Genomic DNA, 15488 nt, shown 5'->3' with positions numbered 1-15488 from the left:
GGGGAGAACATGAGCACCGGTGGAGGCCCGTCCGGGCCACGGAGGGATCAGGATGCGGGCGACGAGCAGACGTTCGCCGACGTGCTCAACTCGTTCAGCCTCGGCAACTCGCGGCGCAGGCGGAAGGGCTCCGGCAGCCGGGGCACGCCGCAGGACACGGGGCGCCACGAGCAGGAGGAAGCGTCGCCGGCACCTGCCGACGAGTCGTTCGGGCACTCACCCGCGGGGGACGAGCAGCCCCCCGCCTGGGGGCCGGGGAACGCCGAGCGGGCAGGAGCACCCGCATCCGTCCGCGCCTACGTGTGGACGGGCGGCCGGACCAGGTCGCGCTACGACTTCGAGGTCGAGACCCTGGTCACCGCCGCCGAACCGATCAGCAGCACCGTCACCCAGCCGTACAGCACGGTGCTCGGGCTCTGCCGGGAGCCGAGGTCGGTGGCCGAGGTGGCGGCGCTCCTCGCGATGCCGCTCGGGGTGGCCGTCGTCCTCCTCGGTGACATGGCGGACGAGGGCCTGATCATCGTCCACGGAGCGTCGACCGGCGACGACGGCGCCCCGAGCCCCGCGCTGATGGAGAGGGTGCTGATCGGGCTGCGCCAGGTCTGACGGGGCCGTTCGCCGGCTTCGGCTCGGTGCCGGTGCCGGTGCCGGCGGCGGGGAGGGAGTACGGGCTCGCGTGGTGGCCGCAGCGGCCACCACGCTCGGCGCGAGAGCGGTTCCCCTCCCCTCCCCCGCCGAGGACTTCCTCGCATCCCGAGGATTGCCAGGGCATCCGAAGGTGGCCAACCTGAGGGCATGGAAGATCCCGAAGAGCCGCAGGGCACGCACTTCTGGCACATGTGCTTCCTGGTGCACAACTCCAGGGGGTTCGTGGCGGAGGAGCGGGCCGGCCACTGGACGCCCCCGCAGGGCATGACCCGCTTCGACGCGATGCAGGTGATACGCGGCCGGGTCGTCGAGGCCAGCCCCGACCTCGAGAACAGCGCGCTGCTCAGCTTCGACATCCAGCTCAACCAGATCTAGCGCCGCGCCGGTGGACGTTCGCCCTGTCCCGCCAGGAGTGGCGGTGGCGGTGGCGGTGGCCCATTCGGGGGTTGTTCGACAGCGGGGCTTTCTCCTTCGGCGGCCGGACCCGTGCGGCGGGCTAGCGTGACTGCGCCGCCCGGCACGTCACGGGTGGCGGAACCGCCGGCCGAGCGCTCCGGCGGTTCTTCCGCGAGCGAGCGAGCAGAGGAAGTGCCCCACATGTCCAACCACTTCACCGGCCTCAGCCTCGGGGCGCCGCTCGACGACCTGCTCTTCACCCTGGAACTGCAACGACGCCTGACGGCGGCAGGCTCCGGCGTCCGAGCGCTCGCCGCCCACCCCGGAGCGGCCGCCACCGGCCTCAACCGGCATCTGGGCCCGGCCATGAAGGTCGTCGCGGCGACCGTGGGCCGCCTCATCTCGCAGAGTGAGACCGACGGGGCGCAGCCGACCCTGTTCGCGGCCACCCGGGACCTGCCGGGGGCGAGCTACGCCGGTCCGGACGGACGGGGCGAGCAGCGCGGCCGACCGACCCTGGTACGACGCAGCGCCACCGCCCAGGACACCCCTCTGGCCGCCGAGCTGTGGAACCTGTCGGAACGGCTCACGGGCACGTCCTTCCCGCTCGACTAGGGCGGGAAGGCGGGCTGTGGCAGCAGTGCCGCGGCGAGGCCCCCGGCCGCGCGCCGAGCCGCGGCCGGCGGGAACGTCTCGGACCGCGCAGAGTCGGCCGCATGCGGGCCGGCGCTCTCCTGCCGGGCCTTCCACCGCGCGTACGCGGTGGGCAGGCAGACCGCGCAGGGCCGGTATCCGGCGGCGACGGCGGTGGCCTCGTCGGCGAAGAACACCCGGTGGGTGCGGTAGTGGCCGCGGGCCAGGGCGCGCAGCGCGCTGGGACAGTCCAGCCGGCCGTACAGACGGCCACGCCGGTACCCGCCGCGGGTGCCCGGCACGCTGCTCCGGTACGGCCGGCCGTCCGGGCCCAGCAGCGTGTACGTGCGTCCGGGGCCCGTGCCGGCGCTCATGCGGCGTCGTGGAAGACGAGGCCGAGCGTGTGCCGGCGGCCGGAGCGCACCGTACTGACGCCGTGCCGCATCGGGGCGACGGACCAGCCGCGCTTGGAGGCGACCGGCCGGTCACGGGTGGTGAAGATCAGGCCGTGTCCCTGGGGCAGCGTGGTCGCAGACCCGCGGGACTGCGCACGGGGCCGCTGCTCGGTCATGAGGAACTCGCCGCCGGTGAAGTCGGCTCCGGGCGCGTCCAGGCCGACGACGACCTGGAGGGGGAACAGCATGTCGCCGAAGACGTCCCGATGCAGGGCGTTCCAGTCCCCGGCGCCGTAGCGCAGCAGGATCTGCGCGGACTTCGCCTGCCCGGCCCCGTGGCACATGGCGATCCACTCTTCAAGGCCGTCGGGCCAGGGCGCCGCCAGACGCAGCTTCGCGGCCCAGTCACGGGCGATGGGCAGCAGGCGCGGATAGAACGCCGCCCTCAACTCCGCGACGATGCCGGGCAGATCGTGGGTGAAGTAGCGGTACTGGCCGGCGCCGAACCGGTGGCGCTCCATGTCGACGGTCGTACGGAAGAGGCCCGGCTCGTCGTACAGGGCGCTGATCCGGTGGCATTCGTCGGGGGTGAGGATCGGGCCGGCGAGGGCATGGCCGAACGCGTCGATCTCGCCGGTCAGCGCGTCCCAGTCCTGCCCGGCCACGCACTGGGCGACATGACCGGCCGGGTGGATCGTGTCAGGCATGTCAGGTTCCTCGCTTGGTGGAGGGCGTCTGCTGCCGCCCGCTGCCTCCAGCCTGTTCCGGGGGGGGGAGGAGGTCGAGCGTGGTTCGGGGTGGACGGACTCAGATGAGGGACGGCTGCAGGATGCCCTCGTGCGTGAGGAGCCGCACCTTGCGCTCCACACCGCCGGCGTAGCCGCGCAGGCTGCCATCCGCGCCGATCACGCGGTGGCAGGGCCGCACCAGCATCAGCGGGTTGGCGCCGACCGCGGCACCGAGTGCCTGGACCCGTTCCCGCGGAAGGCCGAGCTTCTCGGCGAGGCGGCCGTACGTCGTCGACGTGCCGTAGGGGATCTCCTCCAGCGCGCGCCACACCCGCTGCTGGAAGTCCGTGCCGCCGGGGGTGAACTCGATGTCGAACTCGGTGAGCTCACCGGCGAAGTAGGCCCGCAGCTGCCCGGCGACGTCTGCGAAGAGCTGCGGCGCGCGGTCCCAGTCCTCCTGGACGGCGGGGGCGTTCTTCTGGCCGGGCATGGACAGCGACGTCAGCGTCAGCCTCCCGTGGGCGTTCTCACCCACCAGTAGCAGATCACCCAGCGGGCTGGTGACGGTCGTGCAGGCGGACATCGTGGGCTCCTCGTGCATGTGCGGTGTTCTCCGATGTCCACCTTGCGGCACACGACCGCACGGTGCTGGCGGGAATCGGACACTGCGCTTCGCCGAGGACGGGCGCTGCCGAAGGCTGGGAGCCGGCAGCTCCCGGCAGTGCGGCAACGGTCCGCTGCTTCAGTCGGTACCCGTTGAGGTACGAGGGAGCGACCCGCCTCGAACACCGGAGCCGGCCCTGGTTCGGGGAGGTCTGGACCACCGGGTCCGGCACGGGGCGGACGCCCGGGCAGCGCGGCTTTCCGGCCGCTCCGGGAATCGTCCGCTCCCGCACCGGCACCGGCCGCGGGAGTCGCGGGCCTCGGCTACTCGACGTCCCCGGCGCCCCCGGTGTCCTCGTCGAGGTACGGATAGAACTCCGTCCCCAGCTTCGGCAACCACCCCACCGTCGAGATCGGCGCGTCCCCGTCACCGGGGTGCTGCGGCGGCAGCCCGGCGTTGACCACCGGCCCCCAACCCACCGTGAGGAAGCTCATCGCAGGGCCTCCTCAGCGACCAGCGGGTCGTTGGAGTAGTGGGCCGGCGTGTCCCCGTCGGCGCGCAGGTCCTTCCGCATCGGCACCCGCTGCGCGGACGGCACCGGCCGGGGATCCGGGGGCGCCGCGTTGTGGTACTCGGGGTGGTGCGCCTGGTAGTCGATCGCCGCCTGCACGATCTCCGGCTCGCTGAACCGCGGCCCCCAGAACTGCGCCGTGATCGGCAGTCCCGCGTCCGTCGAGTCGTATCCGATCGGGAACGAGACCATCGGCCAGGTCAGCGCGTTGGGAAGCTGGTAGTAGGCACGGTAGACGGGGAAGCCGCCACCGTCCCGCCTGCCGATCTGCGCGCCCAGGCTCATCACGAGCATGAAGTCGACGCCCGCCTTGTCCAGCGCCGACTGGTAGTTGGCCTGGAGGGTGCGCCTGCGCTGCTCGCCCTCGGCGCGGGTCGCCGCCGTCACACCGCCGCCGAAGCGGATCGCTGACTCGAAGGAGGTGGCCGCGTCGTTCGGGCCCTTGCGGCCGTACTGGGCAAGGAGCGCGGCGGCCTGGTCGGCGGGGCGTGTCGCGGCGAAGTCCCGGACGGCCCCCCAGTAGTGGATCTCGTAGCGGTTGGGGCTGAGCACCGCGGACGACGGCGAGACCGGTGAGCCGTCGACCGTCGCCAGCACGTCCGTGCTGCTGAAGTACGGGTCGTTCTCGGGCACCGTCACGTCGAGACCGTCGAACTCCTTCACCTTCGCGCCCAGAGCGGTGAGCTGGACCCGCAGCCGCTCGAAGGCCGCACGGTGGTCGCTGTCGTAGAGCTGCTGCGGCGGCGTGCCGACCTGCACACCGGCCGACGTGCGCATCCAGTCCGTCTGCGGGATCCCGATGGTGATCCCGGTCAGTGGCCGCTTCCCCTCGCGCGGTGTCAGCGGCAGCGCGGGGAACGGGTCCGGTGCCGACAGCGTCAGCGGGTCGTTCACCGGGTCGGGGCCGTGGATCACGGAGAGCAGCAGCGACGCGTCCCGCATCGAGCGGCAGATCGGGCCGAGCACGTCGTACCCGGGCGACAGCGGCATGAGACCGGCGACGGAGGACGTGCCGAGCGAGGGCTTGATGCCGCTCGCGCCGTTGGCCGCCGACGGCATCATGATCGAACCGCCGGTCTCCTCGCCGATGCAGGCCGCGGCGAGCCGGGCGACGGCCGCGACACCGCTGCCCTGGCTGGAGCCGCCGGGCACGTACGGCAGGCCCCAGGCGTTGCCCGCGAAGGTGCCGGTGATGCTGCCGGAGAACGCGGAGCACACGGTGTGCCCGAGGATGACGGCTCCCGCCTCGCGCAGCCGGGCCACGACGGTGGCGTCCTGATGCGCGGCGTTGCCGTCGAAGGCGTGGCTGCCGTCCTTGGCCTCCAGCCCCTTCACGGCGACGGAGTCCTTGACGCCGATCGGGATGCCGAGGAGCGGCGGAAGCGCGTCGAGCGCCGCCCGGGAGTGGCGGGCCTTCGCGAACCGCTCGTCGGCGGCCGCCGCGGCGGCGAGCGCGCCGTCCCGGTCGAGCCGCACGAACGCGTTGTACAAGCCGTTGTCCCCGTACGTCTCGAACGGGCCGTTGAACCGGTCGATGCGGTCGAGGTAGGCCCGGGTGACCTTCATCGAGGTGGTGGCTCCCGCGCGGAGCAGCGCGGCGAGTTCCACCACCTCGTAGTCGACGAGTCTGGATCTCTTCTTGACGGCGCTCGCGGCGGGTAGCGCGGCGACGAACGAGGCGGTCGCACCGCCGTCCGCCGTGGCAGGAGTGGCGGCTGCGGCGCGGGCGGGGGCGATCATGGCGGCGGAGACGGCGACGGTGCCGGTCACGGCTGTGGCGCCGAGGACGGCTCGACGGCTCACGCCGTGGTGGGACGCGACGGGTCCGGATATGCCGGAACGGCTCTTGGCTGGCATCGGGAAATGCTCCCTCGGGGGCGTGTACTGGCCGGTGCGAGCGCGCTGGGGGACGCGGAGCGGTTCACCCGCACCCGGGGTTCCCGGGTGAGCGGATGGTGTGCGCGCACGGGATGGAACGGCGTGCGCAACGTCATGGGGCGTCGTGCAGAGGCACAGCAGGAGGAACTGATCGTTCCGGCAGAAAGGATATGGCCACACGTATTTCCGCCAGGTTCCGTTGATGTCACGGTAATTGGCTCGACGTCGCACACGGGGTACGGGTGAACGCGGGGAACGCGGGGAACGCGGGGAACGCGGAGTGGGTCACGGCCAGTGCGGGCCGGTCACCTCGGAGTCGCTTCCTGCTGCCCCGGGCCCGTGAGCAGTGCCCGGATGTCGTCGTTGAATCCCGCCGTGTCGGTCAGGTCGAAGGCCACGCGCTGGAGCAGGAAACCATGCAGCAGCCCCATCACCACGCGTGCGCCACGTTCGGGATCCACGTCGGGCGCGACGGTCCCCGCCGCCTGGCCGCGGCGCAGCGCGCCGGCGATGCTGCCGCGAACGGACTCGAAGCCTTCGACGGCGTGGGCGCGCGCGGCGTCGTTGCGCAGCAGCTCCGACCATGTCTGCACGGCGCAGCGCAGCAGTTCCTCGACCGGCACCGCGTGGCCCGCGGCATCGGTGACGGTCTCGGCGCTCAGCGCCTCCAGCGATGCCGCCAGGAGGGCGGCGACGGAGGCGGCGGAGGTGCCGGTGGCCAGCTGCTCGATCGGCGTGAAGATCAGCCGGAACGCGTCCCCTGCGATGGCGAGGATGATCTCGTCCTTGCTCGCGAAGTAGCGGTAGGGCGCCCCGGCCGAGACGCCGGCCTCGGTGGCGATGTCAGGCATCGAGGTCTGGTGGAAACCGTCGCGTGAGAAGCAGCGGCGCGCAGCCGCCACGATCTCCGCGCGCTTGGCCTCGCGGCGCTCGGGTGTGAGGCGCGGCATGACCGGTCCCCCTTCAACGTGAATGACCATTTACCTTGATGGACGTCGCCCGGGGCCCTACTCTAAAAGTGAATGGTCATTCACGGAAGTGGGGATCCACGATGGACAGGAAACTGCGTGTCGCCGCCTACGCATACGAGCACACCGAGGCGCTGCTCGACGGCCGCGTCCCGATCGACGGGGCGGACGCCACCTTCGAGACGGCCTCGCTGGTGTCGGACATCTTCCAGCGCACCGTCGAGAGGCGCTACGACGTCGCCGAGTACGGCCTGACCTACTTCCTGCGTACCTTCGACCTTGAGGACTCGCCGTTCCTGGCGTTGCCGATCTTCCCGAACCGCAACTTCCGGCACTCGTCCGTCTTCGTGAACACCGCAGCGGGGATCCAGAAGCCGCAGGACCTCGCCGGCAAGACCATCGGAGAGTTCGCGATGTTCGGGCACGACGCCGGCGTGTGGATCAAGGGCATCCTCTCCGACGAGTACGGGCTGACCCCCGATCGGTCCCGCTGGGTCATCGGGGGCACCGACCATCCCGTCCCCGCGTTCGACTGGGTCCCGCAACCGGTACCGAACGGGGTGGACGTGCGGCACGCGGCCGAGGGCGAGACCCTGGGCGCGATGCTCGAATCGGGCGCGATCGACGCGCTCATCTCGGTCGACGTTCCCCAGGCCCTGCTCGACGGCTCGACGAGGATCGCCCGGCTTTTCCCGGACTACGAGACCGTGGAACGCGACTACTACCGGCGCACCGGGATCTTCCCCGCCATGCACATCATCGCGGTCCCCCGGGAACTTGCTACCCGGACCGACCTGATGACCTCGATCTACCGCGCCTTCCGCGAGGCCAAGGAAATCGCCCAGCAGAAGTACCGCCACGGCGCGCTGAAGCAGCACATGGGCGTCGTCACTCCCTGGTTCAGCAGCCACTTCGAGGAGAACCGGGCGCTCCTGGGCGAGGACTGGTGGCCCTACGGACTCGGCGCAAACCGCAAGGTCGTCGACACGTTCCTGCGCTACCACCACGAGCAGGGCCTCTCGAAGCGTCTGCTGACCAGCGAGGACATCATCGTCCCCGCACTGCTCGACACCTGAGGCGCCCGGCGAGCCGTGTCCCGCTCACCGGGCCGAGGACTCTGCCGTGTCCACTCCACGTCGCCGAGTTCGGCCTCACCTACTGCGGGCACCGCGACCGTCACAGATCCGACGGCCGCTTGGTCATCGTTCTGGGACGTTCCCGGAAACCGGGGCCCCGAGCCGGAGTCCGCCTCACATCGGACACCCCGGCCCCGGGTGATCGTCAAGTAGCGCAGTCGTCGCGGAAACCCCGGACGCGGGTGAGAGGTGGATCATGACTCAGGTGCAGCCGCTGGACCGAGGCCGCGGCTCAGGCTCTGCCGGCACATCCCCGCGCACGGTCATCAGGTGGCCGCTCGCGGCATTACGGCGGCTGAAGTGGCGGCTGCAGTTCACAGGCTGGCTCCAGTATCTGCCGACCATGATCGCCGGGATCGCCTTCCTGGCCGTCTCGGCCGTCGGGAAGCTGATCGGCACCTGGCAGATGGCCCTGTTCTGGCCACCGTTCGCCCTCGGCGTCCTGTCGCTCGCGGCAGCCGCATTCGACGTGATCACCGTGAAGCTGGGGTTGCGGCCCAGCGAGTCCGTTCCGCCTCGGCGCGACCGTCTCGACACGTTCGATCTCATTCGCTCCAGGCGCTCCTGCCGCTCCTTCCAGAGCCGTGACCTGACCGAGGCACACCGGGAGGAACTCCTGCGGGCCGTCCGCGAGCACATCCGGCCCGATCACCTCCTCGGCACCAACCCGATCCGGCTGGAGTACCTCGCCGCCCCCCTGACCGTGTGGCCGACGGTGGGCGCTCACGAGTTCCTCGTGGCGATCACGCCCCGCGACTACGACCGCCTGGCCATCGTCGATGTCGGCCGGTGCCTGCAGAAAGTGGTCCTGCACGCCGGCCGGATGGGAGTGGCCACCTGCTGGATCGGTCCGGGCGCCGACCAGACCAGCATCGTGACGCACCTGGGCGACCGCTTCGACCCCGACCGCGACCACGTGATCTGCGTCTGCGCCGTGGGGTACCGATCGCACTTCAAGCCGCTGACGGTACGCGCCATCGAACTGTCGCAGAATCGCCGGCTGCCCCTGGACTCGCTGTTCTTCGCCGACCCCCGCTCCCAGCAGCCGCTGCCCGTGGACACCCCGCCGTTCTCCTCGTTCGGGCGCTGCTACGAGGTCTGCCGGTGGTCGCCCTCGTCCTTCAACAGCCAGACCACCCGCTGCATCGCGGTGCCCGACGACACCGGACAGACCGTGACGCGATTCGACTTCTACGCCAGCACCAGTTCGCGCTACTACGCCCCCGTGGCGCTGGGGATCTGGTGCGCGAACTGGGAGACGGGCTGCGACGCCCTCGGCATCCCGGGAGGCTTCCACGTCCTGACACCCGACGAGCGGGGCACCGCGGACGCCCCCGAACTGCCGCACTACGACGTCAGCTGGGTCGCTCACCCCGGCGACGCCGGCGTGGCCCGAACGAGCACCCTGACCAGCAGGAACAGCTAGCCTGCCGGTTCCTCGCGGGTGGGTCGGTCAACAGCGCGGGCACGGGGGCAGGGCCTCGACCTCGGCTTCGACCTCGACTTCGACCTCGGCCTCAGCGCCACGGGCCCGGTAGGTCTCCGCGGCGAACGCCGGGAAGGTCGCTACGGCACGAAAGCTGGACGGTCGGCCGGCTCGCCCGTCCCCGCAGCGGTGGCAGCAGGACCACCGGTAGAACCGCCGGCTCGGACTCGGGTCGAAGACCCGGTCCCTCGGTGAGGTCGGCGACGAGGCGCTCACGGCCGAAGAAGCTGCCGGCGTCGGCACGTTGGAAGGCGGCGAATGCGGGCAAGCACCCCTCCTCGGCATCCAACGGATGCTCACCCCGTGGCACACCGGCCGCCTCCCCCGAGTTGGCTCGATTGTCCACCATCTGTTTGTTCAGTACCCGAGGCCCGATTCCGAACAACGCGCGGCGGCTAAACAAGTCCGAGGACGACTCGCACGTCGTCACGCTGTACGGCGGCTACGTCATCGCGGGCTCGGCCCTCGACGACCTGCACATGTCAGTGAACCGGTGGAAGACCGAGGGGGCGGTCCGTGCCACGTTACGCAGTCCCGTGTACGGAGCTTCGGCGGCCGAGCCACAGCCGCCCGGTCCGTCCCTGGCGCCGGATCGGCGCCGGGACCGGCCGAAACCCGATCACCGCGACCGAAGCCGCAAGGATCACATGGATGGGAGAACCATGATGACAAGCTGGACCCTCGCGTTCGACGCAGGCTGCCGATCGTGCACCGACGTGGTGTCCCGGGTGCGCGCCGCCTGCACGACCGACAAGTTGACGATGGCGGCCCTGACCGAGCCGCAGATCCGCGAATGGCGCCAACGAGCCCTCGGTGAGAACGCCCCCTGGGCACCGACGCTCATCGCGGTGGACGGCGACGACGTCCGGGCGTGGACCGGGTCGGCGCTCTCCGTCCGCCTCGTACGACTGCTCGGAGTGGGCGACTCCGTGCGAGTGATCCGCGCCCTCAACCACGCCGACATCGTGCGCCATCCCGGCCGGCGCAAGCTGCTCAAGGCCGTGCCGCTGCTGGGGCTCGGGGCGTTCGTGGTCTCCGGCGGGCTCGCCGCTCCCGCGATGGCGGCCCCCCGTTCCGGTCCGGGCGCGGCGGCGAAATGGGTACGGGCCAACATGGACCGGCTGCCCGCTTCCTACTCCGACTTCGGGTCCTACCCGATGGCCTACCGAAGGGCGATCTTCAACGCACTGTCCCCGACCGCGCGCGCCCACCTGTGGACGGCGCACTTCGAGCACTACCGGAAGACGCATCCGGGGCTCTCACCCGCGCAGGCCGCCTTCATCGACGATGCCTCACGGCTGGCACCGCGGTTGATCACGACAGGTGGGGACCGGGAGGCCCTGCGGGCTCTGGCGACCAGGGCGGTCACCACGTTCGGCGCGGACGAGGCGGGGGCGCTGCTGGCCACGCTGGGCCCGCGGGAGTCCACGCAGGCGTCCCCTCAGGCGGGCGGGCAGGCGGCCCTGCAGACGGTCCCGAAGGTGGCCCCGCGATCGGCCGACGGGACCCAGGCCGCCGCATGGTGGTGCGAGGACGTCGGTCCCGAGTGCAACACGAACTGCGAAGCCATCACAGGCTGCAACGACCAGTGCTGGGGCCCCTGCGTGTGCAGTTCGAGCGGCTGCGGCGACTTGTGGCTCATGGAGTGCAACGGCCTGTGCTGATCCCGGACCAGCGGTTTCCCGGTGGGCAGGGACGGCGCTGACCGGCGGAGGCATCGGCCGGCGGCTCCCCGTCCACCGGCCCGCCACCACCCGAGCCGGACGGGAGCCGGGGCTCGACGAGGGGCGGGCCCCGGCTCCCGCTGCCGGCGCGGGAGCGGGCATGCCGTAGCCGTCGAAGCCGGTGGTCCGGCTCCGGGTGGGCCAGGGGGAGGCAGTCAGGCAGGCCGAGGCCTCGGCCTCGTGGCCCCGCGGGGATCACCGGCCCCCTGACCTGACGGCCCCTCACTGCGCGTGCAGCGCCCACTTGCTGCCGTCGACCGGCACCGTGCCGGGCAGCGCGATCAGTTCGGGCTTGAACAGCGGTGGCGCGCCCATGGCGGGTTCCCAGGTCGCCATCTTCTCGTCCTGGTCGACCTCGATCCGCCGGCCCTCGGCGAGGTCGGCGACCACCCGCAGCAGCAACCGCACGCCGAGCGGCGCCAGGTGCTCGCGCCACAGTGTCTGCGCGGTCGAGCCCGGGGGCACGAACAGGTGCTCCTGCGCGGCGATCGGGCCGGCGTCGGTGCGTTCGGTGAGGTGGTAGACGGTGCCGCCGGTCACCTTGTCACCGTCGCGGATCGTCCAGCGGATCGCGTCCCGGCCGCGGTGCAGCGGCAGCAGGCTCGGGTGGTAGCCGATGGCGGCGACGGCGGCCCTGGCGCGCGTCCTGCGGCCGATGAAGGCGTGTGAATGCGCGGCGACGAGGATGTCCACACCGTCCGGGACGTGCATCGCGCGCAGCTCGGCCGAGTCCGTCCATCCGATCCCCCTGGGGTACGCCCAGGCGCGCAACCGGTCCCAGGACAGCGCGTTGTCCTCGTCGGAGTGCCCGTGGCGCAGCCGGGGTGCGGCGACCCCGGCGATCCGGTGCCCTTCGTCCAGCAGGGCGTCCGCGACCTGTACCGCGAATGCCCCTCGCCCTGAGATGTAGATGTTCACTCGCGCTCCCGTCCGTCGCTGGTCAGGGGGTCTGCTCGTCCCGGTGCGCGCCGCGGCGCACCGGGCTGTCCGTGGGCCGTCCCGGAGGGGCCGCGGACAGCCCGGTGCGCTGCGGCGCGCACCGCCGTGTCCGGGACGGCAGCCCCGTCGAAGTCAGGTGGTCGGTGTGAGCGGTGTCGCGGTGGCGTGCTGCTCGACGTGGTCGAGCGCACCGTCGCGGTCGGGCCCGGAGTACACGATCCGCCATCCTTCCGGCAGGTCCAGGTGCGGGCGCCACAGCGCGTGCTGTCCGGCCGCGTTCACCACGACCAGCCAGTCGCCGTCACCGCCGTCGAAGGGATTTCCGCTCATCGGTCGACCTCTTTCAGTCCGGAGTGGTCGGGCTCGAACCGCACCGGAAGCGTGGAGAACCCGGTCAGGAAGTTGGACCGGATGCTCAGGGCCTCACCGGTCTGCTCGAACCCGGTCGTGAAGTCCCTGAGCGCCATGAGCAGTTCGGAGATCTCCACCTTGGCCAGGTGCGAGCCGACGCAGAAGTGCGGGCCGTAGCCGAAGGCCATGTGCTTGTTGGGGGTGCGGCCGAGGTCGAACACCCCGGGGTTGTCGAAGATCCGCTCGTCGCGGTTGCCGGAGGCGTGCCACAGCGTGACGATCTCGCCCGGCCGCAGCCGGACGCCGTGCAGTTCGGTCTCGCTGACGACGCTGCGCCCGAAGTGCATCGTGGGTGACGCCCAGCGCAGCACCTCGTCCACGGCGGTGTCGATGGCGACCTCGCCGTGCTTGAGCCGCCGCCACTGCTCCGGCTGGGCCGCGAGCGTGCGCACGCTGTCGATCATCGTCAGCCGGCTGGTCTCGTCGCCACCGATGATCAGGCTGTAGCAGTTGAGCACGATGTCCTCGTCGGACAGCGGCACGCCGTCGATGGAGCTGGCGACCAGCATGCTGATCACGTCGTCGCCCGGCGACTCGCGCCGCTCGTCGACCATGTCCATGAAGTACAGCAGGATCTCGTTGCGGGCCATCTCGGACTCGACCTCGTCGACGCCGGCGTCCTCGGAGGCATCGGTCGACAGGGCGGTCCTGGTCTGGGCGAGCAGGTAGTCCCGGTCCTGCTCGGGCACGCCGAGCAGGTTCGAGATCGTGGTCATCGGTATGCGGCTCGCGATCCGCTCGGCGAAGTCGCAGCCGCCCGTGTCGACCGCCTCGCGGATCAGCTGCCGGGTGTTGACCCGCACCGCCGCCGCGACGTCGCTGAGCACCCTCGGCGAGAGCACCCGCTGGAGGATCTTGCGCAACTCGTGGTGCCGGTGCCCGTCGGTGACCGCCAGCATCCGGCCGGCCCCGGCGTCACCGCCGCCCAGCAGCGTGACGAGCACGTTGCCGCGCTCGGACGTGAAGCTGACGTCGTCACGGTAGACGGCCATGATGTCGTCGTGGCGGGAGAGCGCCCAGAACCCCGGGCGGCCGGAGGCCGGAGGGTTCCAGTGCACGGGAGCGGTGTCCCGCAGCGTCCGCCAGAACCCGCCGAGGTCGCGGTCCGCGAACGTTGCCGGGTCGCCCAGGTCCACGGTGTCCAGTGCCGGCGTGCTCAAGGTCACCAGTCCCTCCGCCAGAACCTGCGCGGCTGGAAGGGGTAGCCGGGCAGGGGCACGCGGTGGCTGGCCTGACCCTGGTGCAGGGAGCCGAAGTCCGCTCGCTGCCCGTCCACCCAGGCGGCGGCCAGGTCGAACAGCGCCTGTGCGCCCTGTCCCGACGGCACGATCCCCTCGCCGGTGCGGGCGAAGGAGTCCGCGTCCGCCCGCGGCGCCGAACCGGTCGCGGCGATCATGCCGCGGGGGGATGCGGCGGACAGCGCCTCGACCAGCTCCGCACGGCTGCGGACCACGGCCGCCCACCGGCGCGGCAGCACCTTGCGGCCCAGGTTGAGGCTGAAGCAGATGTCGTCGAGGCGCAGGTCGGGGTCGGCCGCCAGCCAGTCCTTCAGCCTCGTGCGCTGGCGGGCCAGGGCCTCGTCGTCCAGGGCGGACAGGGTGGCCAGGCGCGGGATGCCGGCGGCCTCGGGGGCACGCTCGGCGGCGGCCGGCGGCTCCTCCAGCACCAGGTGGGCGTTGAAGCCGCCGCCGCCGATCGAGGTGATGCCCGCACGGCGGATGCCGCTCTCCGGCTCCCAGTCCGCCGCCTCCCGCTGGGGCACGAACGGGGTGCTGGGGAAATCGATCTCCTCGTTGACGTCCGTCAGGTTGATCGTCGGTGCCAGCGTCCTGTGGTACAGGGCCATCGCGGCCTTCACCGCGCCGAAGCCGCCCGACACCACCCCGCCGTGGCCGACGTTGCCCTTGACCGCGCCGATCGAGCAGGGCGCGGTCTGCTTGCCGAACGCCATGCCCACCGCGTGCACTTCGAGCTCGTCGGTGATCGGCAGGCCGAACCCGTTGGCCTCGTACATGGACACGGTGTCCGCGTCGACGCCGCCGACCTGCATGGCGCCGGCGATGCACGCGCCGAGCCGTTCGGGCTGTGCCATGCCGTAGGCCACCGCGCTGACACCGTTGTTGTTGATGGCCGTGCCCTTGACCACCGCGTAGATGTGGTCGCGGTCGGCGACGGCCTGCGCCACCGGCTTCAGCACCACCGTGGCGACACCGCTGGACAGGAAGGTGCCGGTGCCGTTCGCGTCGAACGGGCGGCAGTGACCGTCCCTGGACAGGATGCGGCCCTCCTCCCACAGATGGCCGCGGGGATGCGGTAGGCGGACCATCACGCCGCCGGCGATCGCCATGTCGGCCTGGCCGAGCAGCAGCGACTGGCACGCCAGATGCACCGCGTAGTGGAAGCCGGCGCAGGCGGTGGAGACGGTGACGGCCTCGCCGGTCAGCCCCAGGTAGTACAGCGCGTTGGACGTCATGGTGTCCGGCGACCAGGCCAGGCTGTGCTCCATCGCCTCGGGGCCGACGGACACCCGGTCCGGCGGGGAGCTGTAGAGCGCGGCGGTCTGCGGGTTGTTGGCGCCGTAGACGCCCACCTCGGCGTCGAGCCGCTCCGGGTCGTAGCCGGCGTCCTCCAGCGACTCCCACGCGCTCTCCAGGAACAGCCGGTTCTCCGGGGTCGTCGCGGCCGCCGTCCGGTCGCTGATGCCGAACAGCGACGGATCGAACTCGTCGTAGCCGTCGAGGACGCCGCAGGCGCGCACGTAGAACGGGTTGTGGATCAGGGTGTCGTCGACGTGGAGCTCGTCCTGGGTCAGGAACGACACGGACTCCCTGCCGTGTACGAGGTTGTCCCAGAACCGTTCCTTGCTGCGGGCGCCTGGCGCCCTCGTGGACATGCCGATGACGGCCACGTCGCCCGGGTCGTAGTCCTGCTCAGGGCTGTCGGACATGGAAGGCTCCTGCCTCGGTCGGGT

16 protein-coding genes are annotated in these 15488 nt (G+C 71.5%); 6 read left to right on the top strand and 10 right to left on the bottom strand.

Annotated features, from left to right (window positions below):
* Positions 1-9: 9 nt before the first annotated feature.
* The 3 genes from Sm713_RS05430 (at position 10) to Sm713_RS05420 (ending at position 1659) form a co-directional block, all read left to right on the top strand.
* Positions 10-606, top strand: a complete 597-nt coding sequence (locus tag Sm713_RS05430) for a DUF742 domain-containing protein (protein ID WP_212908524.1) — start codon at positions 10-12, stop codon at positions 604-606.
* Between the two features lie 189 nt (positions 607-795).
* Entirely contained in the window at positions 796-1023 is a 228-nt protein-coding gene (locus tag Sm713_RS05425; protein ID WP_212908523.1) for a hypothetical protein, read from the top strand.
* A 222-nt stretch (positions 1024-1245) separates the two neighbouring features.
* On the top strand, positions 1246-1659 hold the full coding sequence (locus Sm713_RS05420) for a hypothetical protein (protein WP_212908522.1): 414 nt from the start codon (positions 1246-1248) through the stop codon (positions 1657-1659).
* Here the strand turns inward: Sm713_RS05420 and Sm713_RS05415 are convergent.
* From Sm713_RS05415 to Sm713_RS05390, 6 genes are all read right to left on the bottom strand, one after another.
* Entirely contained in the window at positions 1656-2051 is a 396-nt protein-coding gene (locus tag Sm713_RS05415; RefSeq protein ID WP_212908521.1) for an Ada metal-binding domain-containing protein, read from the bottom strand. The genes Sm713_RS05420 and Sm713_RS05415 overlap by 4 nt on opposite strands.
* The gene (locus Sm713_RS05410) at positions 2048-2779 is read right to left on the bottom strand and encodes a 2OG-Fe(II) oxygenase (RefSeq protein ID WP_212908520.1); all 732 of its coding nucleotides are present in this window, start codon (positions 2777-2779) and stop codon (positions 2048-2050) included. Before Sm713_RS05410 ends, Sm713_RS05415 begins: the two co-directional genes overlap by 4 nt.
* Before the next feature lie 100 nt (positions 2780-2879).
* Positions 2880-3383, bottom strand: coding sequence for a methylated-DNA--[protein]-cysteine S-methyltransferase (locus Sm713_RS05405; protein ID WP_212908519.1), 504 nt, complete (start codon positions 3381-3383; stop codon positions 2880-2882).
* 344 nt (positions 3384-3727) lie between these two features.
* Positions 3728-3898: a hypothetical protein gene (locus tag Sm713_RS05400; protein ID WP_212908518.1), complete on the bottom strand. Its 171-nt coding sequence runs from the start codon at positions 3896-3898 to the stop codon at positions 3728-3730.
* Positions 3895-5832, bottom strand: coding sequence for an amidase (locus Sm713_RS05395; RefSeq protein ID WP_212908517.1), 1938 nt, complete (start codon positions 5830-5832; stop codon positions 3895-3897). The genes Sm713_RS05400 and Sm713_RS05395 overlap by 4 nt, the downstream gene beginning before the upstream one ends.
* Before the next feature lie 326 nt (positions 5833-6158).
* A complete protein-coding gene (locus Sm713_RS05390) occupies positions 6159-6803 on the bottom strand; it encodes a TetR/AcrR family transcriptional regulator (RefSeq protein ID WP_212908516.1) in 645 nt (214 codons plus the stop codon).
* Between the two features lie 101 nt (positions 6804-6904).
* On the opposite strand from Sm713_RS05390, the gene Sm713_RS05385 reads away from it, so the two are divergent.
* The 3 genes from Sm713_RS05385 to Sm713_RS05375 all read left to right on the top strand — a co-directional run bounded on the left by Sm713_RS05385 (position 6905) and on the right by Sm713_RS05375 (position 11107).
* A complete protein-coding gene (locus Sm713_RS05385; RefSeq protein WP_249416112.1) occupies positions 6905-7897 on the top strand; it encodes a 4,5-dihydroxyphthalate decarboxylase in 993 nt (330 codons plus the stop codon).
* A 256-nt stretch (positions 7898-8153) separates the two neighbouring features.
* The gene (locus Sm713_RS05380; protein ID WP_212908515.1) at positions 8154-9383 is read left to right on the top strand and encodes a nitroreductase family protein; all 1230 of its coding nucleotides are present in this window, start codon (positions 8154-8156) and stop codon (positions 9381-9383) included.
* Between the two features lie 722 nt (positions 9384-10105).
* The gene (locus Sm713_RS05375) at positions 10106-11107 is read left to right on the top strand and encodes a bacteriocin fulvocin C-related protein (RefSeq protein WP_212908514.1); all 1002 of its coding nucleotides are present in this window, start codon (positions 10106-10108) and stop codon (positions 11105-11107) included.
* Between the two features lie 282 nt (positions 11108-11389).
* Here the strand turns inward: Sm713_RS05375 and Sm713_RS05370 are convergent, their stop codons facing one another.
* The 4 genes from Sm713_RS05370 to Sm713_RS05355 all read right to left on the bottom strand — a co-directional run bounded on the left by Sm713_RS05370 (position 11390) and on the right by Sm713_RS05355 (position 15464).
* Complete coding sequence (locus Sm713_RS05370) at positions 11390-12085, bottom strand: formyltransferase family protein (protein ID WP_249416111.1); 696 nt, start codon at positions 12083-12085, stop codon at positions 11390-11392.
* 153 nt (positions 12086-12238) lie between these two features.
* Positions 12239-12436 (bottom strand): MbtH family NRPS accessory protein, encoded by a 198-nt coding sequence (locus Sm713_RS05365; protein ID WP_212908513.1) that lies wholly within the window; start codon positions 12434-12436, stop codon positions 12239-12241.
* Positions 12433-13683 (bottom strand): cytochrome P450, encoded by a 1251-nt coding sequence (locus Sm713_RS05360; protein WP_212908512.1) that lies wholly within the window; start codon positions 13681-13683, stop codon positions 12433-12435. Before Sm713_RS05360 ends, Sm713_RS05365 begins: the two co-directional genes overlap by 4 nt.
* The gene (locus Sm713_RS05355) at positions 13680-15464 is read right to left on the bottom strand and encodes a type I polyketide synthase (protein WP_212908511.1); all 1785 of its coding nucleotides are present in this window, start codon (positions 15462-15464) and stop codon (positions 13680-13682) included. The genes Sm713_RS05360 and Sm713_RS05355 overlap by 4 nt, the downstream gene beginning before the upstream one ends.
* Between the last annotated feature and the right edge of the window lie 24 nt (positions 15465-15488).

The sequence above is a fragment of the Streptomyces sp. TS71-3 genome (assembly GCF_018327685.1).
Lineage (GTDB): Bacteria > Actinomycetota > Actinomycetes > Streptomycetales > Streptomycetaceae > Streptomyces.
This window is presented reverse-complemented; position numbering and strand designations above follow the sequence as displayed.

Excerpts from the sequence above, each read along its gene's own strand:
- Sm713_RS05415 (WP_212908521.1), bottom strand. The coding sequence starts at position 2,051 with ATGAGCGCCGGCACGGGCCCCGGACGCACGTACACGCTGCTGGGCCCG.
- Sm713_RS05420 (WP_212908522.1), top strand. The coding sequence starts at position 1,246 with ATGTCCAACCACTTCACCGGCCTCAGCCTCGGGGCGCCGCTCGACGAC.
- Sm713_RS05395 (WP_212908517.1), bottom strand. The coding sequence starts at position 5,832 with ATGCCAGCCAAGAGCCGTTCCGGCATATCCGGACCCGTCGCGTCCCAC.
- Sm713_RS05430 (WP_212908524.1), top strand. The coding sequence starts at position 10 with ATGAGCACCGGTGGAGGCCCGTCCGGGCCACGGAGGGATCAGGATGCG.
- Sm713_RS05390 (WP_212908516.1), bottom strand. The coding sequence starts at position 6,803 with ATGCCGCGCCTCACACCCGAGCGCCGCGAGGCCAAGCGCGCGGAGATC.
- Sm713_RS05365 (WP_212908513.1), bottom strand. The coding sequence starts at position 12,436 with ATGAGCGGAAATCCCTTCGACGGCGGTGACGGCGACTGGCTGGTCGTG.
- Sm713_RS05400 (WP_212908518.1), bottom strand. The coding sequence starts at position 3,898 with ATGAGCTTCCTCACGGTGGGTTGGGGGCCGGTGGTCAACGCCGGGCTG.
- Sm713_RS05355 (WP_212908511.1), bottom strand. The coding sequence starts at position 15,464 with ATGTCCGACAGCCCTGAGCAGGACTACGACCCGGGCGACGTGGCCGTC.
- Sm713_RS05380 (WP_212908515.1), top strand. The coding sequence starts at position 8,154 with ATGACTCAGGTGCAGCCGCTGGACCGAGGCCGCGGCTCAGGCTCTGCC.
- Sm713_RS05410 (WP_212908520.1), bottom strand. The coding sequence starts at position 2,779 with ATGCCTGACACGATCCACCCGGCCGGTCATGTCGCCCAGTGCGTGGCC.
- Sm713_RS05425 (WP_212908523.1), top strand. The coding sequence starts at position 796 with ATGGAAGATCCCGAAGAGCCGCAGGGCACGCACTTCTGGCACATGTGC.
- Sm713_RS05385 (WP_249416112.1), top strand. The coding sequence starts at position 6,905 with ATGGACAGGAAACTGCGTGTCGCCGCCTACGCATACGAGCACACCGAG.
- Sm713_RS05375 (WP_212908514.1), top strand. The coding sequence starts at position 10,106 with ATGATGACAAGCTGGACCCTCGCGTTCGACGCAGGCTGCCGATCGTGC.
- Sm713_RS05405 (WP_212908519.1), bottom strand. The coding sequence starts at position 3,383 with ATGTCCGCCTGCACGACCGTCACCAGCCCGCTGGGTGATCTGCTACTG.